Source organism: uncultured Vibrio sp., assembly GCF_947488985.1.
Classification (GTDB): Bacteria; Pseudomonadota; Gammaproteobacteria; order Enterobacterales; family Vibrionaceae; genus Vibrio.
This window is the reverse complement of the sequence record NZ_CANLBV010000030.1, coordinates 1-21,943: the sequence shown is the minus strand read 5'-3', so window position 1 is coordinate 21,943 and position 21,943 is coordinate 1. Positions and strand designations below refer to the sequence as shown.

Here is a 21,943-nt window from a genome sequence, read left to right as displayed (position 1 = left end):
TAAACTCAGGGTATAGTAATCTGGCAGATTGATGAGAGGATGTTATGAAAAAAAGGCTATTAATTACATCGTTAACTGCGGCAATCTCGGTTATGAGCCTGCCAACGTTTGCAGCTCAGTGTCGAGTTGATTTGAAAAATGAATTGCGAATCGATGATCAAAGCGTCGAGATCCACCAAGCTGATGGGGATACTGCCGTTATCGATAATAACTATGATCTTTATATTGATGGCGCAAAGGTTGACCTTGATGCTGCTCAGCAAGCCGCGATTGAGAAATACCGTGACACAATGAGTGAGTATCTGCCAAAAGCAAAACAGCTGGCAAGCGAAAGCTTAGCCTTAGCCAACGATGTTATTGATGATATCGCGATTAGTTTAGATTCCCCTGAATCGTTCGATAATGTCAAAGAATCCATGCAAACGTTTTTGGCTGATCTAGAGGCTCGTTACTATCAGGATGGTGAGCTAGTGTTGCCCGCAGACAGTTTCGAATCGATGGTGAGTGGTTGGTCTGAAGATTTCGAGAAGGCGAAAGAGATCTTTAACCAAGAGTTTATTTCAAGTGCCTTTAACGCGATGTCAGAGAAAATGCAACAAGAGGGAGGGTTAAACCTGACTGAGTTGGCTGACAGTATGGCTCAATTAAAACTCAAAGTTGAAGAGCGAATGAAAGCGCATTCTCAACAAGTTGAAGAGCAAGCGGCTGAACTCTGTGACTCTCTTGATGATATGACAGAGCAAGAGCAAGAGCTGCACAACCTGATTCCTAACCTTAAAGATTATCAAGTGTTTACGATTTAGCTTGAATGTTGAAAACTATGCTAAAGAAAAGGTGCTCTAGCAATTGCTAGAGCACCTTTTTTATCAATCTTAGAGCGAACATCAATAATCAAATGAGATTATTTGATTTCCATGCCTTGAGCTTGTAAGTCAGCATGGTAAGAAGAGCGCACAAACGGCCCACAAGCTGCGTGAGTAAAGCCTAGCTCTAGAGCAATCTCTTTCAGCTCATCGAACTCAGAAGGCGGTACGTAGCGTTCTACTGGTAAGTGGTGACGGCTTGGGGCTAGGTATTGGCCCAGTGTCAGCATCGTCACGCCATGTTCGCGTAGGTCTTTCAGTACTTGAATGATTTCTTCTTTTGTCTCACCAAGGCCCATCATCACACCTGATTTGGTTGGGATCTCAGGGTGTTGCTCTTTGAACTTCTTCAGCAAATTGAGAGACCACTTATAGTTCGCACCCGGACGCGCTTTACGATATAGGCGTGGTGCTGTCTCTAGGTTGTGGTTGAAAACATCGGGCGGATTGTCTTTCATCAGATCAAGCGCAACGTCCATACGACCACGGAAGTCTGGAACCAGTGTTTCGATACGAATATTTGGGTTTAGTTCGCGAATCTCACGGTTACAGTCAGCAAAGTGTTGAGCACCGCCGTCACGCAAGTCATCACGGTCAACGGAAGTGATGACGACATACTTCAGTTTCATGTCTTGAATCGTCTTAGCCAGTTTCTTCGGCTCTTCTGCTTCAGGAGCAACAGGACGACCATGGGCAACATCACAGAACGGGCAGCGACGAGTACAGATAGCGCCAAGAATCATAAACGTTGCCGTACCGTGGTTAAAACACTCGGCTAGGTTAGGGCAAGACGCTTCTTCACAAACTGAGTGCAGGTTGTTTTTGCGCATTGCTGATTTGATTTCTTGAATACGATGGCTGTCTGAAGGAAGTTTAATCTTCATCCATTCTGGCTTACGTAGAACTTCTTTCTGTTCAGCAGGCATATTCTTTACGGGAATTAATGCCATTTTGTCAGCGTCACGATATTTAACGCCTTTTTCCATTTGGATTGGTTTGCTCATGATTTTATGCTTCTGCTGTAATGTGACTGGTGGCTTGAATGTCTACTTGGTCATAGCCGAGTAGTTCTACGAGCTCTTGTATTAACTGTTGCTCAACGTTCTCTAGCTCACTGGGGCCGCCGAGTTGGCTTACTTGCGCCATTTCCATACCTTGGTAACCGCATGGGTTAATACGTAGGAATGGAGACAGGTCCATATCAACGTTGAGTGCTAACCCGTGGAACGAGCAGCCACGTCGAATGCGTAACCCGAGAGAACAGATTTTCTTGCCATCGACATAAACACCAGGCGCGTCTGGTCGGGCAGTTGAATCGATATTGTAAGCTTTCAGAGTATTGATTACGAGGTTCTCGATATGAGTCACCAAATCACGCACTCCGAAGCTTTTTCGGCGGATATTAATCAGGAAATAAGCCACTAATTGACCTGGACCATGATACGTTACTTGGCCACCACGGTCGCTTTGAATCACAGGGATATTCCCCGCATTCAAAACATGTTCAGCTTTGCCTGCTTGCCCTTGAGTGAAGACTGGGTTGTGCTCAACCAGCCAAACTTGGTCTGCGTCTTCTTCCGTTCGTTCGTCAGTGAACTTATGCATGGCTTTCCATACCGGTTCGTAATCCTGACGGCCTAATTTTTTTACGATTAGCTTATTTTGCAAAGCAGCACTCCCTCAAGGATTAATAAAGTGAACGCATTATAAACGTGAAACAAGATTCTAACTACAGATGGACAGCAAGGTTTTTCAACTTTCTTTGTATTAATTGAAAATAAATTTGAATGAGTATGGCTCTCATCGGTCGCTTAAAACAAAAACAGCGGCAATAAGCCGCTGTTTTTAATCGTCATCGAAGGTTATAGAACCATACGAACGATATCAATTTCGCCAAGTTCTTTATAGAGCGTTTCTACCTGCTCAATGGATGTCGCGGTAATGTTGATAGAAACTGAGTGGTAGTTGCCTTTGGCACTTGGTTTAAGTGTCGGGCTGTAATCACCAGGAGCATGGCGCTGGATCACTTCTAACACTAGCTCAGTCAGTTCTGGCTTAGCGTGGCCCATTACTTTGTAAGTGAATGAACAAGGGAACTCTAAGAGGTCTTTTAGTTTTGCATCAGAATTGATGTTCATGATTAGCTCCAAAAGGCTAGACTCTCGCAAATTGGCGAAATGTCGATAAAAAGTGTGTTCGGTCAACAGACACGAGTAATAAGGCGGAATATTACGTGTAAATATCACCGAACTCAAGATCAACAAAAGCCGCAAATTGCGGCTTTTGGTTCATTAATGACTAAGTTTGTTTCGTTAATGAGTAAATCAGTAATTGACTCATTAGGTTAGCTATACAATAAGTTTAGGTTTGGCTAAGAACAAACCTTTTACTTATTTAGAATAAACCTTTGAACAGCAGCACTAGGTAGTCCCATAGGCGGCTAAATAGGCTACCTTGCTCTACATCTTCAAGAGCAAGCAATGGGTATTCGGCAACGTCTTCACCGTCGACTTGGTAGAAGAGTTTTCCAACCACATCCCCTTTGCTGATTGGCGCTTCTAGCTCTTGCTCAAGAACAAAGCTGGCTTTTAGGTTCTTCGCTTGGCCGCGAGGTAGCGTCACGAAAGTATCTTCGTTAACACCCAGTGCAACCGTATCTTGGCTACCCATCCAGATCTTCTCATTAACGAAGGTTTCACCAGCCGTATGCGGTGCCACAGTTTCAAAGAAGCGGAAACCGTAGCTCAACAGTTTTTTACTTTCTGTTTTACGAGCGTTCGCATTCTTAGTGCCCATCACTACCGCTACCAGGCGCATCTTACCTTCTGTCGCTGAGCTTACAAGGCTGTATCCTGCATTGCTTGTGTGGCCTGTTTTGATGCCATCAACGTTCATGCTCTTATCCCATAACAGACCGTTACGGTTGTACTGAGTGATACCGTTGTAAGTGAATTTTTTCTCTGAGTAGACTCTGTACTCGCTCGGAACGTCGCGAATCAGAGCCTGACCAAGGAGCGCCATATCATAAGGTGTTGAGTATAGATCTGGGTTGTCTAAACCATGTGCGTTCGCAAAGTGGGTGTCGCTCATGCCAATCGAGCTTGCCCATGCATTCATAAGATCAACAAATGCGTCTTCAGAGCCTGCGATATGCTCCGCCATAGCCACACAAGCATCGTTACCTGATTGGACGATGATGCCTCGGTTTAGCTCTTCAACTTTTACCGTTGTACCGACTTCAATGAACATTTTCGATGAGTCTGGGAAGTTTTTCGCCCACGCATTTTCACTGATGACCACATCGTCATTAAGGTTGATGTTACCACGTTCAAGTTCTTGACCGATCACGTAGCTCGTCATCATCTTGGTTAAACTTGCTGGAGAAAGTTGAGTTTTCATCTCTTTCTCGGCCAGTACTTTACCTGAATGGTAGTCCATCAGAACAAAACCTTTAGCAGCGATTTGAGGTGCGTCAGGAACAACAATAGGAGCAGCAAATGAGGATGTCACTATTGTTGCTGAAAGGGCAACAGAAGTCGTAAAAATCGATTTAACAAGTTTATTAGATTTAATCATTTTGAATGCAATTATTTGGTTAACTATTCATATATTAACAGAATCATTCTGTTACACCAGAGCGCTGATACCAGAAGTAACTGTTAGATTAATTAGCGAGTTAGCGTGTGCTTTTTATATAAGCAGATGGGTAACCCATCTGCTTAATCTGTTCTAGTTTTTCTTGGGTCAGAGCGTAGTCATGAAATGGGCCAAGCATCAGTCGGTAGTTATCATCATTGGGCTGCAAGAAAGTGGCGACTGAGAGCTTTTCGCCGAGATCTTTGGCTAATTGCTCTGTTCTGTCCTCATGTGGCGAGGTGGCAACCTGAATAATAAATTGAGGTAAAGCGTCTTTTTTATTCGCGTCGGTTGGAATAGCCACAGTGATAACCTCAATCTCAACATTTGCGGTACCTGTATTAACGATATCGAGCTTGTGAGCAGCAGCGTAGCTGAGGTCAATAATACGACCATCATGAAATGGCCCACGGTCATTGATACGTACAATGGTCGCTTTATTGTTATCGGTATTGGTCACTTTTACATAGCTCGGAATAGGCAATGTTTTGTGAGCTGCAGACATCGAGTACATGTCGTAGATCTCGCCATTAGAGGTTAAATGGCCATGAAATTTTTTTCCGTACCAAGAAGCCTGACCTTTTTCGGTAAACCCTTCAGCTTCTTTTATGATGCTGTAATCTTCACCACGCAACGTGTAGTTACTGTTACCGCCCAAACTATAAGGCTCATACTGAGGCTGAGCATCTTCGATATGTTCAACGGAAATCGGCGCGTCAGGTGCGATGTCTGAATCGATATCATAGCGACCATCCGTCTTTTGAGAAGAACAGCCATTGATTAATACCGCTAAGCTAACGGTCGCGATGATTTTCTTGAGTGGTCGTTCGTCAACCAAAGATGCTTTGTTTATGTGTGTTGTAATCGACATCGATTAGGTCGCCTTTGAGAATGATTTTCTGTGGGTATGTATCGACATTAAGATACCAAAACCGGCCATGAGAGTGACCATTGACGTACCGCCGTAACTGACAAGTGGAAGAGGAACACCTACTACAGGCAGAATGCCACTGACCATGCCAATGTTAACAAAAATATAAACGAAGAAACTCAGTACAATACTGCCACCCATCATTCGGCCAAATGCGGTTTGCGCTTGGCTCGCGAGCACTAAGCCGCGTCCAATGATGAATAGATAGATCGCCAGTAAAAGCAAAATACCAATCATGCCCCATTCTTCGGCAATGACCGCAAAAATAAAGTCAGTGTGACGCTCTGGGATAAATTCTAGTTGAGATTGAGTACCTTGTAGCCAACCCTTGCCAGATATGCCGCCCGAGCCTATCGCAATCTTACTTTGGATGATGTGATAACCTGCGCCGAGTGGATCAGACTCAGGGTCAAAAAGTGTTCTTACCCGTACTTTTTGATATTCGCGCATCAAGAAAAACCATAAGATTGGGATAAATGCGCCTAGTGCAATCGCGGCACTGGCGATGATTTTCCAGCTAATACCGGCAAGAAATATGACGAAGATCCCTGATGCGGCAATGAGGATTGAAGTGCCTAAGTCGGGTTGCTTAGCAATTAAAATTGTCGGCACAAACACCATGACCAACGATATCGCCAAGGTCTGAAAGGTGGGCGGAAGTGAGCGGTTACCGATAAACCTTGCAACCATTAATGGCACCGCAAGCTTTAAAAGCTCAGAGGGCTGGAATCGAACAAAGCCAAAGTTCAGCCAGCGCTGGGCGCCTTTTGATGCTTCTCCAAAAAACAATACCCCCAACAGCAATATGATACCGCTAGCAAATAGCACTGGAGCTAAGCTCTCATAGGTGCGGGGTGAAATCTGCGCTAAGAAGATCATGACACCTAAAGACAGCACCATACGCATCGCCTGACGATCCATCATCGCAAGGCTTTGACCACTTGCGCTGTACATGATTAGCAGGGCAACGCCCATTAACACTAGGATACCGAGCAGTAACGGTAGATCGATATGCAGTCTTTCAAACAAGGCTCTATTTCGACCAGTAGAAGGATCAAGTTTCATTATTTTGTTGCCTTACTTTCATCTTCTTCAGCGAGGATAATGTGATCTAATATTTTTCTAACGACAGGGCCGCCATTGGTTGAACCACCACCGGCATTCTCTAATACGACAGTCACAACCGCTTCTGGGTTTTCAAAAGGGGCATAACCAGTAAAGAGGGCGTGATCGCGTAAATGTTCGGCGATTTCGTCCGCGTTGTATTTTTCATCTTCCTTCAAGCCAAATACTTGTGCTGTGCCTGACTTGCCAGCTGTTTGGTAAGACATGTTTTGGAAAGAACGTCTTGCCGTACCTTTACGGCCATGGTTGACCAACTTCATACCTTTTTGAGCAATATCCCAGTATTTTTGTTTAACGCCAGTGATTGGTGGGTAAGTTTCGACTTCTGATAGTTGCTGTTGATCGAACGATTGATTATTCTCAATCGTTGAACGCAGCAAGTGAGGAGCGAGCACTTCACCTTCGTTGACTAATACCGAAGTAGCCTTTGCGATCTGCATCGGTGTTGCTGTCCAGTAACCTTGGCCAATGCCGACAGGGATGGTGTCACCTTGATACCAAGGCACGCGGTGTCGTGACATTTTCCATTCTCGGGTTGGCATATTCGCCTTACTTTCTTCGTAAATATCAATACCGGTGTAGTCACCAAAGCCAAACATCATCATCCATTTAGAGAGGCGATCGATACCTAGATCAAAGGCTATCTGATAGAAGAAAGTATCCACCGACTCTTCAATCGCTTTCTCAATATCGACGACGCCGTGCCCCCAGCGAAGCCAATCACGGAAAGGCTTTGTTTTCGAATTTGGTATCTTCCAATAACCCGGGTCGTTTCTTTTCGTGTTCGGGGTAATGACACGCTCTTGCAGCGCTGCAACTGCAATGAATGGCTTGATAGTTGAAGCGGGCGGATAAATACCCAGTGTTGCACGGTTCACCAAAGGCCTGTCTTTATTTTGCAGTAAGGCATTGTAACCTTTAGACGAAATACCGTGAACGAAGGCGTTTGGATCGTAGCTCGGGCTCGATACCATAGCTAACACGCCATTGTCTTTCGGGTCTAAAACTACCGCTGAGCCACGACGACCATCCAGCAAGTTATGCACGTATAGCTGCAGGTCAATATCAAGGTTGAGTACGATATCTTTACCTGGGATTGCGGGAACAAATTTGAGTGTGCGGATCACTCGTCCACGGCTATTGACCTCAACCTCTTGATATCCGGCAGTACCGTGAAGTATATCTTCATAGTAACGTTCAATACCTAGTTTGCCGATATCACGAGTGGCTTGGTAATTGGCGTCTTTTTCTTCTCGTTCCAATCGCTGCATGTCACGATCATTGATGCGAGACACATAGCCAATAACATGCGTTAGCACATCACCATAAGGGTAGAAACGTTTTAAAGTACCTGTTACTTCAACCCCAGGAAACCTGTGCTGGTTAACGGAAAAAACCGCAACCTGCTCTTCGGTTAATTGATTCAGAATTGGAACGGATTTAAAGCGTCTTGAATTACGACGTTCGCGATTAAAGCGCTCGATTCGTTCAGGTGGAATCTCGATTAACGCTTGGAGGCGAGCAAGCGTATCATCCATATCTTTGATTTTTTCGGGGGTGATTTCTAGGTTGAAAACGGGTTGGTTTTCAGCAAGAAGTACGCCGTTACGATCGTAAATTAACCCACGGTTGGGGGCAATTGGTACCACCTTGATGCGGTTGTCGTTCGAGCGAGTTTTATAGTCTTGATACTGATTAACTTGAATGTTGTAAAGGTTTACAACTAACAAGCTCATCATCACTATGATGCCTACAAACGCAACAAAAGCACGACGAGTAAATAGTCGTGCTTCTGCTTTGTAATCGCGGATTTGGCTACGTTTACGTAACATTAACGCTTATTCTCGATGATAAGGGTGATTAGCAGTGATGCTCCAAGCTCGATACAAGCTTTCAGCCATGATAACGCGTACTAATGGGTGAGGGAGAGTAAGCGCAGACAGAGACCAACTCTGGTCTGCTGCTGCTTTACATGCCGGAGCCAAGCCTTCAGGCCCGCCAATCAGGATAGAAACGTCACGGCCATCGAGCTTCCAGCTTTCTAATTGCTCAGCAAGCTGTGGGGTATCCCACTTTTTACCTGGAATATCAAGTGTGACAATTCGGTTGCCTTTAGGAACCGCCGCCAACATCGCTTCACCTTCTTTTTGAAGAATACGAGCAATATCGGCATTTTTTCCGCGTTTTCCGGCAGTGATTTCAATGAGCTCTAATGGCATGTCATGAGGGAAGCGGCGTTTGTATTCTTGAAACCCCTCTTCAACCCACTTTGGCATTTTTGTGCCAACTGCGATTAACTGGATCTTCAACGCTTAGCCCCAAAGTTTTTCTAGTTGGTAAAGCTCACGATGCTCTTCTTGCATAACGTGGAGCATGCTTGTGCCCATATCTAGAACCACCCATTCACCTTCTTGCTGGCCGTCCATACCTAGCGGTTGCATACCTGCTTTACGTACTTCATCAGCAACATGCTGGGCAATAGAGGTAACGTGGCGCTTAGAAGTGCCAGTACAAACAATCATGAAATCAGTCACACTTGATTTGCCTTCTACATCGATAGTTACAATCGATTCTGCTTTCATGTCGTCGGCTTTGTCTGCAAGAAAATCTTTTAGTTCTTCACGTAACACGGGGTGTTCCTTAAATCTGAATTTAGCTTTACTAGGGTCTGCTGACCCTAGAATATACCACGCTTTTAGGCGTGAAATGGTATTGAAGCGGAAGGGATACAAAACTCAACGCTTAACTGATGAATTAGTGGCCAAGGCGACTGTTCATATTGAGTTTTTGTCATCAACTCTGCCTGAGTGAGTAACGCAACGAGAGAGTGTAATTGAGAAATTGACACCCTTGTTAGCGCAGCGTTATAAAGCGGCTTTTTAGATTGCCAGATCCGGTGCTTTTCGAAGACCTGACTGATTGGCATCTGTTTCATCTGCTGCTGCATTTGCATTAGCAGGGTAAGTTCACGTTGTAAGCTACGTAGCAAAATTACCGCTTCGACCCCCTCAGCTTCCAATTGTCTTAGAATTCGTTGTGCTCGATTGCCTTTGCCTGCCAGTAAGGCATCAAGCCAGTGGTACGGGGTAAAGTGGTTGTGGCGACTCAAGGACTCTTCGAGTCGTATCAGTGTGAGTTTTCCATCGGGATACTGAAGCGCCAGTTTTTCTAGGCTTTGGGTGAGTGCAAATAAGTTGCCCTCATGCCATTGCGCTAGCATTTGAATGGCTTCAGGATCTGGCGCTAATCCGACTTGGCGGCACCGAGCTTGAACAAACTGAGGTAGCCTGCTGACATCAGGCGTTAGGCAGCTGACCCAATGGCCTTGATTTGACAGAGCCTTAAACCATTTTGCATTCTCTTGAGCCTTGGTGAGTTTGCTACCAACCAATATCAATAGAATATCGCTGTGGATATGCTCAGAAATGGCCAGTAGCTCTTTCGCTATCGTGGCATTTACTCCAGACTCTGGCAGTTCAAGTTCGATGATTTGACGGCTAGAAAATAGGCTCAATGCTTGAGTGCAGTCGTAGACTTGATTCCAGTCGAGGCTGCTATCAATCGCAAAGCGGTGCCGCTCGTCAAACCCTTGTTGTTTTGCCGCCTTTTGAATCGCTTCTCGGCTTTCTTGCAATAGCAGCGACTCGTTACCAAAAATGAGGTAAACATTGCCCAACTGTTTGGCAAGTTGTTCGGATAAGCGATCAGCAAAAATACGCATCAAATAACCCTATTATTCAGCCGATTCGCTTACTGATGATGGTTTGGTAGAGTCAGATGCGCTGTCAACGTCCTCGATTTCAACATTCTTGATGTTGTATTGCTTTTCGAGCTCTTTCACTTGAACCTGTTCTAGTTGATCTAGATTCATGGTATCTGCCGCAATATTGGCTTTGAGGCGAGCCATTTGGCGCAAGATCTGGCTAGTGGCCAGCTTACGCATCTCATCTTCAATCATGTCTCGCTCAACCGATTTTGCCAGTGCCGTCAACGGGTTATCTAGGTAGCTGCGAGTGACGCTGGTCGAGAAGGTTTTGTCACCAAGCTCTGGGATAGTCACGCGGTAAGACGCACGGAAGGTCAGCTCTTTCTCTGCAGCACGAGTATTTTGGTAAAGTGATAGCGTTCGCTCACTGACATTTTCTCGAATGATATGTAGGTTTGGTATGTTGGCAGCCGGTGGCACAATGTTGACATCATTCATACGTAACTGACTTTTAATCATGCGCGTAAACGTACTGTATTGGTCATAACTGGTTACGGAGATCTTGTTGAGCTCTTCAGGAACAGAATAGTCACCACGTAGGTGAAAACCACAAGCACTTAACAGGCTGACGGTTAAAATAACAACAGTAACTTTCAATGAAGATAGTGAAATCAGGCGCATTATTTGATGGTTCTCATGAAGGTAGAATAGTTATTTAAAGGCTTTAGCTAGTTTGAGTTGTTGGGCTCAAGTCTAAAGCGCTTAAATAAGTAGACAGGGCAATTTAATTGCCCTGTCTAGAGACTGCTAAAAACGAAATAAGTTCGTTACAACAGTTATATATGCAGACTAAAACCAGTTAGCCAGTTTTGGTCTACAACTGATTAGCTAGCCAATGTTAGTTAACTATTATTAATTAGCAACGATGTTTAGAAGCTTACCAGGTACGAAGATAACCTTACGGATCGTTAGGCCATCTAGGAACTTCTTAGCGTTCTCATCGTTGAGACCAAGCTCACGAACTTGCTCTTCGGTCGCATCAGCAGCAACAGTCAGTTTCGCACGTAGCTTACCGTTGATCATGACAACGATAGTCTTCTCGTCTTCAACTAGCGCTTTCTCATCGAAAGTTGGCCATGTTGCTGAATCTACGTTTGATTCACCCAGTGCAATCCACATTTCGTAAGAGATGTGTGGAGTCATTGGGTAAAGCATACGAACTACCGCTTTTAGTGCTTCATCAAGGATTGCACGATCTTGTACAGATTCTTGAGGTGCTTTCGCCAGCTTGTTCATCAGTTCCATGATCGCAGCGATTGCTGTGTTGAACGTTTGGCGGCGGCCGATATCGTCCGTTACTTTCGCGATAGTCTTGTGGATATCACGACGAAGTGCTTTCTGGTTACCAGATAGCGCAGCAGCGTCAACAGTTTCTGCAGCACCCTTAGAAGAGTGAGCGTGAACCAGTTTCCAAACACGTTTAAGGAAACGGTTTGCGCCTTCAACGCCAGACTCTTGCCACTCAAGTGTCATGTCTGCAGGAGAAGCAAACATCATGAATAGACGTACTGTATCAGCGCCGTATTTGTCTACCATTTCTTGTGGGTCGATACCGTTGTTCTTAGATTTAGACATTTTGATCATGCCTGAGTGTTCAACATCGCGTCCTTGAGCATCGACTGCTTTTTCGATGCGACCTTTGCCGTCACGTTCAACCGTTACGTCAGTCGGTGCAATCCACTCTTTGGTGCCTTTTTCGTTTTCGTGATAGAACGCGTCAGCCAGAACCATGCCTTGACATAGTAGTTGCTTGAACGGTTCGTCAGACGTCACGTAGCCAGCATCACGTAGAAGCTTATGGAAGAAACGAGAGTAAAGCAGGTGCATACAAGCGTGTTCGATACCACCCACGTATTGGTCAACTGGTAGCCAGTAGTTTGCTTTCTCTGGATCTAGAATGTCATCAGCTTGTGGTGAACAGTAACGAGCGTAGTACCATGAAGATTCCATGAACGTATCGAACGTGTCTGTTTCACGTAGAGCTGGTTCGCCGTTGAATGTTGTTTCAGCCCAAGACTTGTCAGCCTTGATTGGGCTCGTTACGCCATCCATTACGACATCTTCAGGAAGAATGACAGGCAGTTGGTCTGCTGGTACTGGGTGAACTTCACCGTCTTCAGTGGTTACCATAGGGATTGGAGCACCCCAGTAACGCTGACGAGATACACCCCAGTCACGTAGACGGAAGTTTACTGTCTTCTTACCTTTACCTTCAGCTTCAAGCTTCGCAGCAATTGCATCGAATGCTTCTTGGAACGCAAGACCATCGAATTCACCAGAATCGAACAATACACCTTTCTCTGTGTAAGCAGCTTCAGAAACGTCTAGTTCAGAGCCATCTTCAGGTTTGATTACTGGGATGATATCGATGCCGTACTTAGTGGCGAATTCGTAGTCACGTTGATCGTGAGCAGGAACCGCCATTACTGCACCTGTGCCGTAATCCATAAGTACGAAGTTTGCTACGTATACAGGCACAACACGACCGTTAAGAGGGTGGATAGCTGTTAGGCCCGTATCCATACCTTTCTTTTCCATCGTTGCGAGTTCAGCTTCAGCAACTTTCGTGTTACGACACTCTTCAACGAATGCAGCAAGCTCTGGGTTGTTCTTCGATGCTTTCTCTGCAAGAGGGTGACCTGCAGCGATACCAACGTAAGAAACACCCATTAGTGTATCTGGACGTGTTGTATACACTTCTAATGGTGCTTCTTCGCCGTTAACCGCGAAAGACAGCTCAACACCTTCAGAGCGACCGATCCAGTTACGCTGCATGGTCTTCACCATTTCAGGCCAACCTTCAAGGTTGTCTAGATCGTCGAGTAGTTCTTGTGCGTACTCAGTGATTTTAATGAACCACTGTGGAATCTTCTTTTGTTCTACTGGGGTATCACAACGCCAGCAGCAACCGTCTTCTACTTGCTCGTTTGCCAGAACCGTTTGGTCGTTTGGACACCAGTTCACAGAAGAAGTTTTCTTGTAAACTAGGCCTTTTTCGTAAAGCTTAGTGAAGAACTCTTGTTCCCAACGGTAGTACTCTGGAGTACATGTTGCGAATTCACGGTTCCAGTCGTAACCAAAGCCTAGAAGCTTAAGTTGGTTTTTCATGTACTCAATGTTTTCGTAAGTCCATGGTGCAGGCGCTGTGTTGTTTTTAACAGCTGCGTTTTCTGCTGGTAGGCCGAATGCATCCCAACCAATCGGCTGCATTACGTTTTTGCCTTGTAGACGTTGGAAACGAGATACCACATCACCGATGGTGTAGTTACGCACGTGACCCATGTGCAGTCGGCCACTTGGGTACGGGAACATAGAAAGACAGTAAAATTTTTCTTTGTTTGGAGCTTCAGTTACAACGAAAGTCTCGCTGTTATCCCAGTGTTGTTGAACCTTTTGTTCAATCTCTTGCGGGTTATATTGTTCTTGCATCGATGGTATCCGGTTATCTTGGAATTTGTGAGTTCGGTTAGAACAGAATCTTACAGATCGTCATAGAATACCTAAAGGAGCTGAGTACAACAATAGTTATACCCTTCATACTTGCAGTTGCCGCGCAGTTGATTCTGTAAATTCAACCGGATTACTGAGGATAGCTATACTTAAGGGTATGAATTGCATTTGTTTGTTAGGGATTAGCCACCTAGTGGCAAGCTGGTTCCTAATTGTAAAGGTCGCTTGTTTTAAGGAGGTCGCATATGCCGAAGAAAAAAGCACTCTATGAAGAAGTCGTCGAAGAGGTCATTGAAACTCTGAAGCATAGTCCTGAAGAGCTCAATAATAAAATTGAAACGTCAGGCAAATTTGCGAAAGCAGCCAATGATATGACCAAAGATGAGCTGTCATTGATCTCAGCATACGTAAAATCGGACTTAAAAGAGTTTTCCGAAAGTTATGAAGAGAGTAAAAGTGGCCCATTTTATTTGATGATTGCTGACTCTATTTGGCAAGGGTTGCTGGATATCACAGATCGCACGAAAGTGGAATGGGTTGAGCTGTTCCAAGACTTAGAGCACCAAGGCTTGTATCAAGCGGGTGAAGTCATTGGCTTGGGAACCTTGGTATGCGATGAGTGTGGTCATCAAACCGAATATAATCACCCAACTACGATTATCCCATGCACCAAATGTGGATCGACAGGGTTTAGCCGTAAAGCGCTTAAACCGTAAAATCTTGAGCCTTAGCGTTACCCACGTTAAAGCCTTGTAATAAAAAAGGGTTGACTCAATCAGTCAACCCTCAAATTACTTCTCGTCGAATCTCGAATCTCGAATCTCGAATCTCGAATCTCGAATCTAGCCTTTTCTTCTTAAAAGCCAGCCAACGACTAAGCTCAATAACGTCCAGATATACAGTGGCCAAGTGCCCACCACACGGTATGGGGTGTGGCCATCGGTTGAGGCTAATTCAGCTTTTAATACGGCAGTTTCAAATTGAGGCAGTTGTTGAATGATCTTGCCTTTGTGATCCGTGACCGCAGTGACGCCATTGTTGGTCGAGCGAATAACTGGCTTACCAAGCTCCAGAGCCCGCATCTGAGCGATTTCCATATGTTGCAATGGTCCAATCGAACGACCAAACCACGCATCGTTAGAGAGCGTTAAAATGAAATCGGTCTCATCGGTTACGTTTTGTCTAACTTGATCGTTAAAGATGATTTCATAACATAGTGCAGGCGTAAGGTGGCGACCATTTGCCACGATATTGGGTTGAACAAAATCGCCACGGCTGAATGATGACATCGGCAAATTAAAGAATGGTGCCAATGGACGCAAGATATCTTCAAACGGCACAAACTCACCAAACGGCAATAGGTGATGTTTATGGTAGCGCTCGTTTGGATCGTAGCTGTACTCACCATATGGATTAATACCAAGTGATAGAATGCTGTTGTAGTACTGTTTATTTTCAGACTGATTGAGCACACCGGTGATGATTGAACTGTTGTTCATCTTTGCTGCGCTATCTAAGTTACGTAAAAAAGAAGGGATCTCCACCTCAAACGCAGGTATGGCAGCTTCAGGCCAGATGATGATGTCTGCCCCCCAGTTTTCTCTGCTTAGGTCGGTGTACTTCATCATGGTTGGCCAGCGCTGACTAGGCAGCCATTTGCTGTCTTGATCAACATTGCCTTGTATTAAAACGACTGACGTTGTTTTCTCAGGGGTTGGCGTGACCCAATCAATATTTCGAAGCCCAAAACCTGCACTAAATATGACGGCAGGGATGATACCCACACTCCATGCCTTGTTGATCACCATATAAGCCAGTGCAGACGCGGAAACAATGACGGCCAGAGTCACTAACTCGACGCCGCCAATCGGTGCAAATGAACCTAATGGCGAATCGATCTGGCTATAGCCAAGCCAAAGCCAAGGGAAGCCCGTCATTACCCAGCCACGTAGCCAATCACTGATTAACCACAATGCGGGAGCGGCGAGAAAAAAGCGGCTTAAATTATTGGCAGGGAAGAACTTGTTTAAGATCCAGGTAAACAGGCCAGAATACACGGCTAGGTAACTCACGAGCAATGCCATCAAGAACAAGTTGGCAGCGAGTGGCATGCCACCAAAGCCATCAATACTGACATATACCCAGCTGATGCCTGTTGCAAATTGACCTAGGCCCCATGCATAACCGATCCACAGTGCACTTTTTGCTGAGCGGTTATGGATCAGTAGCAATAATAATGCAGGGCTGAGGATAGCAAGCGGCCATATTGAGTATGGAGCGAATGAAAGGGTTGTTATAGCGCCAACAAAAACGGCCGCAAGCGGCCGTAATAGGCGATGAATAAAGGTCTTAGTCATCTAATTTCTGTCATCTCTTTAGAGAGAAGTGGTTATTCTTCGATAGTCGGAAGAGGTTGCTCATCAGGGATCGTTACTTGTAACTGAATGACACGACGATTGTCAGCTGATGTTATTTTGAAATGGTAGCTTTCAATTTCTACAATTTCGCCACGAACGGGTAAGTGACCGAGAGCCGTCATAACCATGCCACCGACTGTATCAACTTCATCATCACTAAAATCTGTTCCAAATGTCTCATTGAACTCTTCAATAGTGGTTAAAGCTTTAACAGAGAAGGTATGCTTACTCAGCTTGCGAATATCAAGCTCTTCTTCATCGTCGAACTCGTCTTCAATTTCACCAACGATTTCTTCGAGGATATCTTCAATGGTTACCAGGCCAGAAACTCCGCCAAACTCATCGACAACGATAGACATGTGGTAGCGCTCTTCTTGGAACTCCTTGAGCAGGCGATCAACTCGCTTACTTTCAGGAACAACCACGACAGGGCGAATCACTTGCTCGATATCAAATGGGGCACTTTCTGAACCCAGATACTTAAGTAGGTCCTTCGCTAATAGAATGCCTTCAACATGGTCTTTGTCTTCACTGATCACTGGGTAGCGAGAGTGTTGAGCATCAGTAATAAGCGCAATCAATGTGTCTAAATCATCGGTGCGTTCAACTGTAACCATTTGAGAGCGCGGTAGCATGATATCACGCACTCGCATCTCTGAAATTTCCATAACACCTTCGAGCATGTCGCGTGTGTCGTGGTCAATTAGGTCATTAATTTCTGAGTCGCGGATTACATCTACGAGCTCTTGGCGGTCTTTTACCTCGCCTTGAAATAGTTGGCCTAGGCGTTCAAAGAAGGACTTTCTACTCGGACCTTCAGATTTTTTACTTCCCTCAGAAGTGGGGGGGTTACCTTCGTTCATGATTTCTCAAAAAATAACGCTATCAGAAGTGTGATAGCACACATCACAACTCAGATTCCTGTCAAAAAAACAGGCTTGATGAGTCATTGGTTCTCTGCAAACTACTTTACTAGAATCAATTTACTTTTCTAGAATATATGGGTCTTCAAACCCCATAGTTTGCATAATTTCTGTTTCGAGTGACTCCATCTCTTCAGCTTCATCATCTTCGATATGATCATAACCTAGCAGATGAAGACTGCCATGTACAACCATATGAGCCCAGTGTGCTAGCAGAGGCTTATTTTGCTCTTCTGCTTCTTTTTCGACAACTTGGCGGCAGATAATGAGGTCGCCTAAGAGATCTAACTCGATCCCTGGAGGAGCCTCGAATGGAAAAGACAAAACGTTAGTTGGCTTATCTTTCCCACGGTATTCATGGTTGAGCTGGTGGCTTTCTTGCGTATCGACGATACGAATAGTCAACTCAGCGTTCTCTTGAAATGGAGGTATAGTCTTGTCCAACCAAAGTTGAATCTCTTGCTTGGTTGGCAGGCCTTGCTCATTTTCGACTGCTAATTGTAGGTCGAGTTCAATAGACATCTATTCATCACCTTGTTCTGCAATGACAGAACTATTTTGTGTTGCTAATTGTGTCATCACCGCTTGCTGCGTTTCTAGCTGCTTAGCTTCTCGCTCTTCGCGTTTACGTTTTTCAAACTCTTTGCGTTCTTTTTGGTCTTTCGCTTCCCACTTCTCGTAGGCGTTGACGATGCGAGCCACCACAGGGTGACGAACGACGTCTTCAGACATGAAGAAGTTAAAGCTAATGTCATCCACTTCACTAAGCACTTCAGTGGCATGGCGTAGGCCTGACTTTGCACCGCGAGGTAAATCGATTTGTGTGATATCACCTGTGATCACTGCACGTGAGTTAAAACCGATACGGGTTAAGAACATTTTCATTTGTTCTACAGTGGTGTTTTGACTCTCATCCAGAATGATAAACGCATCATTCAATGTACGACCACGCATGTAAGCCAGTGGCGCAACTTCAATTACGTTACGTTCAATCAGCTTCTCAACTCGCTCGAAGCCAAGCATCTCAAATAGTGCATCGTATAGAGGACGTAGATAAGGATCGACTTTCTGGCTTAAATCACCAGGTAGGAAACCCAGTTTTTCACCAGCTTCAACCGCAGGGCGAGTCAGGAGGATTCGGCGAACTTCTTGACGTTCCAGTGCATCCACCGCAGCCGCAACGGCTAAATAGGTTTTGCCTGTACCCGCGGGACCAATACCAAAGGTGATGTCATGGGTGACCATGTTCATTAGGTACTGTGCTTGGTTCGGAGTACGTGGCTTAATCATGCCTTTTTTAGTCTTAATCGTGACTTCTTTGCCGTAGTCAATTTCAGACTCGACGTGTTGCTCCAAAATGCCAGATTCAGTGACCGCTAAGTGCACTTGCTCTGGTTCAATATCGATGATGTTGCCTTTAACTGGAGCCGTTTCAACATAGAGGTGTTTGATGATGTCTAAAGCAGCAGCAGTCGTGTGAGGCTTACCAACGATGGTGAAGAAGTTGCTTCGGTAATTAATCTCAACGCCAAGACGACGCTCAAGGTGCTTGATGTTGTCGTCGAATGGTCCGCATAAACTAGCCAAGCGCTTGTTGTCTGCTGGCTCTAGATTTATCTCTAAGGTAACGATTTTATTGCTCAAATTAGCCTCTCATTTTGTGCCACTCGCTCTTAAATAAAACAAAGAGCAAAAAGCCCGATTTAGACCGGGCTTCTGATGGTGATATCCCTATCTCTAAGATGGTCACTTAGTTAGGTAATTTCAAGCTTTGTGTTTGCGCTTTGTGCTCAAACAGTTGTATTGCCTATGGTGTAAATGTTGCTACACCTAGCTCGTCTTCGCGTTTTGTGTTCGCCATCATTTGAGTCGGCGAGATCACGCTGCGAAGATCCATGTCTTTCTCAGTACGTACTACTTCACCACGTAGTGAGTTAGCAAATACTTCTGTGATTTTCACGTCTACGAACTGGCCGATAAGGTCAGCAGAGCCTTCAAAGTTCACTACGCGGCTGTTTTCAGTACGAGCACGAAGTTCCATTAGGTTCTTCTTCGATGGACCTTCAACCAATACGCGTTGCTCTGTACCAAGCATTAGGCGAGAGTAGCGCATTGCTTGGGTGTTCACGGTTTGCTGTAATTCGTATAGACGATCTTTCTTCTCTTGCTCTGGCACGTCACATGGGTAATCTGCAGCAGGAGTGCCTGGACGAGGAGAGAAGATAAAGCTGAAGCTCATATCGAAATCAACGTCTTTGATCAGTTTCATCGTGTCTTGGAAATCTTGGTTAGATTCACCAGGGAAACCAACGATAAAGTCAGAGCTGATTTGAATGTCTGGGCGCGCTTTACGTAGCTTACGAATAATCGACTTGTACTCGATTGCTGTGTGAGGACGTTTCATCATAGTAAGAATACGGTCACTACCACTTTGTACTGGCAAGTGAAGGAAGCTCACTAGCTCTGGAGTGTCTTCGTAAACTGCGATGATGTCATCACCAAACTCAAGCGGGTGGCTTGTTGTGAAACGAATACGGTCGATACCATCGATAGAAGCCACAAGGCGAAGCAGTTCTGCGAATGAACAGATATCACCTTCGTGAGTTGGACCACGGTATGCGTTTACGTTTTGACCTAGCAGGTTTACTTCACGTACGCCTTGCTCTGCAAGTTGAGCCACTTCGAACAGTACATCGTCCATTGGGCGGCTAACTTCTTCACCACGCGTGTAAGGCACAACGCAGTAAGTACAGTATTTAGAACAACCTTCCATGATAGAAACGAATGCCGTTGCGCCTTCAGCACGTGGTTCAGGCAGGCTATCGAATTTTTCGATCTCAGGGAAAGAGATGTCCATCACTGGCGCGTCATTAGAGAGAGAAGATTTAATCATCTCAGGAAGACGGTGCAGTGTTTGTGGGCCAAAGATAACGTCTACGTATGGTGCACGTTGACGAATGTGATCGCCTTCTTGAGTCGCTACACAGCCACCCACACCGATCACCACGCCTTCTTTCTTATCTTTTAGCGTTTTCCAACGACCAAGCTGGTGGAATACTTTCTCTTGCGCTTTTTCGCGGATAGAACAAGTATTCAGTAGTAGTACATCTGCTTCCTCAGGTACTTCAGTTAGCTCATAGCCATTAGCAGCGTTAAGCAGGTCGGCCATTTTTGATGAATCGTATTCGTTCATCTGACAGCCCCAAGTTTTAATTAGCAGTTTCTTACTCATTTTTTGTTCGCTCGATCGTTAGTTTAATTTAAGGGAGCAAATCGCCCAGTATTCATCTGCGAGGGCCCTTTGTCATAATTAGGTATTCATTTTATGACTGGCTCTAGCAGCAAGCGGCGTATTGTACTGGTTTCAAAACCGACTGACTAGTAGTCTGATAAAATCTCTTATGGAGTGGTTTTTATTATCGTTAACGCTAGATACAGCAAGGGATAACCCTTTTTTCAAATAAGGTTTTTGGTTACAAGTTAGTTATGAAAAAGTACAATCAAAAACAGTCAAAGAATCAAACTGATAAGTACGAAATATGAACAGTTACGATATTGTGGTCGTCGGCGGCGGCATGGTTGGTGCAGCAACAGCGATTGGTTTTGCAAAGCAAGGATTGAAGGTTGCTGTGATCGAAGGCTTTGCGCCTCAAGCTTTTGATAAGTCGCAAGCGATGGATATTCGCGTTTCCGCAATTTCTCAAGCATCGGTCGATTTGCTTGACGATCTTGGTGCATGGCAGCATATAGAAGCAATGCGAGTATGTTCTTATAAGCGTTTAGAAACGTGGGAACACCCAGAATGTCGCACTCGGTTTGATGCTGTATCACTCGCTCTGCCCCGTTTAGGCTACATTGTTGAAAACCGACTGATTCAATTGGGCTTATGGTCCCAGTTTGATGCTTATGACAATTTAGAACTGCTGTGCCCTGAAAAGTTGGATTCTATTGAATTTGGCGAAACTAATATCGTTCAGCTTCAATCTGGTGCTCAGTTATCGGCTAAATGGGTTATTGGTGCAGATGGCGCTAATTCTGCTGTTCGTCAGCAAGCTGGTATTGGTATCACTGCTTGGGATTACCGACAGCACTGTATGCTGATCAATGTGGAAACTGAGCTCCCTCAGCAAGACATTACCTGGCAACAGTTTCTACCAAGTGGCCCGCGTTCGTTTCTTCCTCTGTGTTCTTTCGTTTCTGAAGGGAAAGAAGTCGGGCAGGGTTCCTTAGTTTGGTATGACTCGCCAACTCGCATTAAGCAACTGTCAGCAATGAACCCAGATAAGTTACGAAATGAAGTGCTTGCTAACTTCCCTGCGGAACTGGGAGACATCAAAGTCCTCAACTCTGGTTCGTTTCCTCTCACTCGACGTCATGCGCAATCTTACGCTAAGAACAACTGCATTCTGGTTGGCGACTCGGCACACACGATCAACCCATTAGCAGGGCAGGGCGTGAACTTAGGCTTCAAAGATGTTGCCGCTTTATTGGATGTGACTAAAGAAAAAGGTGAACTGAATCATTCTGTCGCAAGGCGTTATGAGGTGATGAGAAGAGGCGATAACCTGATGATGCAAAGCGGTATGGACTTCTTCTATAAAACTTTCAGCAATGATATTGGCCCACTGAAATTTGTGCGTAATGCTGCTCTAAAACTTGCTGAAAATTCAGGCCCGATAAAAGTTCAGGTATTGAAATACGCTTTGGGTCTTTAATTGAGCGTTTCAGACTGCTTATAAATAGAAGGAGAGTGGGTGCTCTAATGCCGTTCACTTAAGGTGAGCGGCATTGTTTTTTCTAGGATATCGGCTTGGCTTTTTCTTCACGACTCT

At 45.0% G+C, this 21,943-nt stretch carries 20 protein-coding genes; 3 read left to right on the top strand and 17 right to left on the bottom strand.

Annotated elements, in window-relative coordinates; genetic code table 11:
• Window positions 1–44 precede the first annotated feature (44 nt).
• Entirely contained in the window at window positions 45–803 is a 759-nt protein-coding gene (locus tag Q1A70_RS09145) for a YggN family protein (RefSeq protein WP_299689552.1), read from the top strand.
• A gap of 98 nt (window positions 804–901) precedes the next feature.
• Here Q1A70_RS09145 and lipA read toward each other — a convergent pair whose 3' ends face one another.
• The 12 genes from lipA to leuS form a co-directional block, all read right to left on the bottom strand.
• A complete protein-coding gene (lipA, locus tag Q1A70_RS09140; protein WP_299689555.1) occupies window positions 902–1,867 on the bottom strand; it encodes a lipoyl synthase in 966 nt (321 codons plus the stop codon).
• 4 nt (window positions 1,868–1,871) lie between these two features.
• A complete protein-coding gene (gene lipB / locus Q1A70_RS09135) occupies window positions 1,872–2,531 on the bottom strand; it encodes a lipoyl(octanoyl) transferase LipB (protein WP_299689558.1) in 660 nt (219 codons plus the stop codon).
• A gap of 194 nt (window positions 2,532–2,725) precedes the next feature.
• Entirely contained in the window at window positions 2,726–3,004 is a 279-nt protein-coding gene (ybeD, locus tag Q1A70_RS09130) for a DUF493 family protein YbeD (protein WP_299689603.1), read from the bottom strand.
• A 253-nt stretch (window positions 3,005–3,257) separates the two neighbouring features.
• Window positions 3,258–4,439, bottom strand: coding sequence for a serine hydrolase (locus Q1A70_RS09125; RefSeq protein ID WP_299689561.1), 1,182 nt, complete (start codon window positions 4,437–4,439; stop codon window positions 3,258–3,260).
• A 100-nt stretch (window positions 4,440–4,539) separates the two neighbouring features.
• Complete coding sequence (locus Q1A70_RS09120; protein ID WP_363318246.1) at window positions 4,540–5,370, bottom strand: septal ring lytic transglycosylase RlpA family protein; 831 nt, start codon at window positions 5,368–5,370, stop codon at window positions 4,540–4,542.
• Window positions 5,371–5,373: 3 nt separating this feature from the next.
• Window positions 5,374–6,495 carry a rod shape-determining protein RodA gene (gene rodA / locus Q1A70_RS09115; protein ID WP_299689564.1) on the bottom strand — a complete coding sequence of 374 codons (1,122 nt, stop codon included), beginning with the start codon at window positions 6,493–6,495 and terminating at the stop codon, window positions 5,374–5,376.
• Complete coding sequence (mrdA, locus tag Q1A70_RS09110) at window positions 6,495–8,387, bottom strand: penicillin-binding protein 2 (protein WP_299689567.1); 1,893 nt, start codon at window positions 8,385–8,387, stop codon at window positions 6,495–6,497. Before mrdA ends, rodA begins: the two co-directional genes overlap by 1 nt.
• 6 nt (window positions 8,388–8,393) lie before the next feature.
• On the bottom strand, window positions 8,394–8,864 hold the full coding sequence (gene rlmH / locus Q1A70_RS09105) for a 23S rRNA (pseudouridine(1915)-N(3))-methyltransferase RlmH (protein ID WP_048657916.1): 471 nt from the start codon (window positions 8,862–8,864) through the stop codon (window positions 8,394–8,396).
• A 3-nt stretch (window positions 8,865–8,867) separates the two neighbouring features.
• Window positions 8,868–9,185, bottom strand: coding sequence for a ribosome silencing factor (gene rsfS, locus Q1A70_RS09100; RefSeq protein WP_299689572.1), 318 nt, complete (start codon window positions 9,183–9,185; stop codon window positions 8,868–8,870).
• Between the two features lie 65 nt (window positions 9,186–9,250).
• Window positions 9,251–10,276: a DNA polymerase III subunit delta gene (holA, locus tag Q1A70_RS09095; protein ID WP_299689575.1), complete on the bottom strand. Its 1,026-nt coding sequence runs from the start codon at window positions 10,274–10,276 to the stop codon at window positions 9,251–9,253.
• 12 nt (window positions 10,277–10,288) lie between these two features.
• Window positions 10,289–10,942, bottom strand: coding sequence for an LPS assembly lipoprotein LptE (lptE, locus tag Q1A70_RS09090; RefSeq protein WP_299689578.1), 654 nt, complete (start codon window positions 10,940–10,942; stop codon window positions 10,289–10,291).
• Between the two features lie 231 nt (window positions 10,943–11,173).
• On the bottom strand, window positions 11,174–13,750 hold the full coding sequence (gene leuS / locus Q1A70_RS09085; RefSeq protein ID WP_299689581.1) for a leucine--tRNA ligase: 2,577 nt from the start codon (window positions 13,748–13,750) through the stop codon (window positions 11,174–11,176).
• A gap of 266 nt (window positions 13,751–14,016) precedes the next feature.
• On the opposite strand from leuS, the gene Q1A70_RS09080 reads away from it, so the two are divergent.
• A complete protein-coding gene (locus Q1A70_RS09080; protein WP_299689584.1) occupies window positions 14,017–14,487 on the top strand; it encodes a zinc ribbon-containing protein in 471 nt (156 codons plus the stop codon).
• Window positions 14,488–14,613: 126 nt separating this feature from the next.
• Here the strand turns inward: Q1A70_RS09080 and lnt are convergent, their stop codons facing one another.
• The 5 genes from lnt to miaB form a co-directional block, all read right to left on the bottom strand.
• Window positions 14,614–16,128 carry an apolipoprotein N-acyltransferase gene (gene lnt / locus Q1A70_RS09075; RefSeq protein WP_299689587.1) on the bottom strand — a complete coding sequence of 505 codons (1,515 nt, stop codon included), beginning with the start codon at window positions 16,126–16,128 and terminating at the stop codon, window positions 14,614–14,616.
• Window positions 16,129–16,160: 32 nt separating this feature from the next.
• Complete coding sequence (corC, locus tag Q1A70_RS09070; RefSeq protein ID WP_299689590.1) at window positions 16,161–17,051, bottom strand: CNNM family magnesium/cobalt transport protein CorC; 891 nt, start codon at window positions 17,049–17,051, stop codon at window positions 16,161–16,163.
• A gap of 120 nt (window positions 17,052–17,171) precedes the next feature.
• A complete protein-coding gene (gene ybeY / locus Q1A70_RS09065; protein WP_299689593.1) occupies window positions 17,172–17,633 on the bottom strand; it encodes an rRNA maturation RNase YbeY in 462 nt (153 codons plus the stop codon).
• The gene (locus Q1A70_RS09060) at window positions 17,634–18,755 is read right to left on the bottom strand and encodes a PhoH family protein (RefSeq protein ID WP_299689596.1); all 1,122 of its coding nucleotides are present in this window, start codon (window positions 18,753–18,755) and stop codon (window positions 17,634–17,636) included. It abuts the gene before it with no gap.
• A gap of 163 nt (window positions 18,756–18,918) precedes the next feature.
• The gene (gene miaB / locus Q1A70_RS09055; protein WP_176681864.1) at window positions 18,919–20,343 is read right to left on the bottom strand and encodes a tRNA (N6-isopentenyl adenosine(37)-C2)-methylthiotransferase MiaB; all 1,425 of its coding nucleotides are present in this window, start codon (window positions 20,341–20,343) and stop codon (window positions 18,919–18,921) included.
• 307 nt (window positions 20,344–20,650) lie between these two features.
• On the opposite strand from miaB, the gene Q1A70_RS09050 reads away from it, so the two are divergent.
• Complete coding sequence (locus Q1A70_RS09050; RefSeq protein WP_299689600.1) at window positions 20,651–21,826, top strand: 2-octaprenyl-3-methyl-6-methoxy-1,4-benzoquinol hydroxylase; 1,176 nt, start codon at window positions 20,651–20,653, stop codon at window positions 21,824–21,826.
• Window positions 21,827–21,943 lie beyond the last annotated feature (117 nt).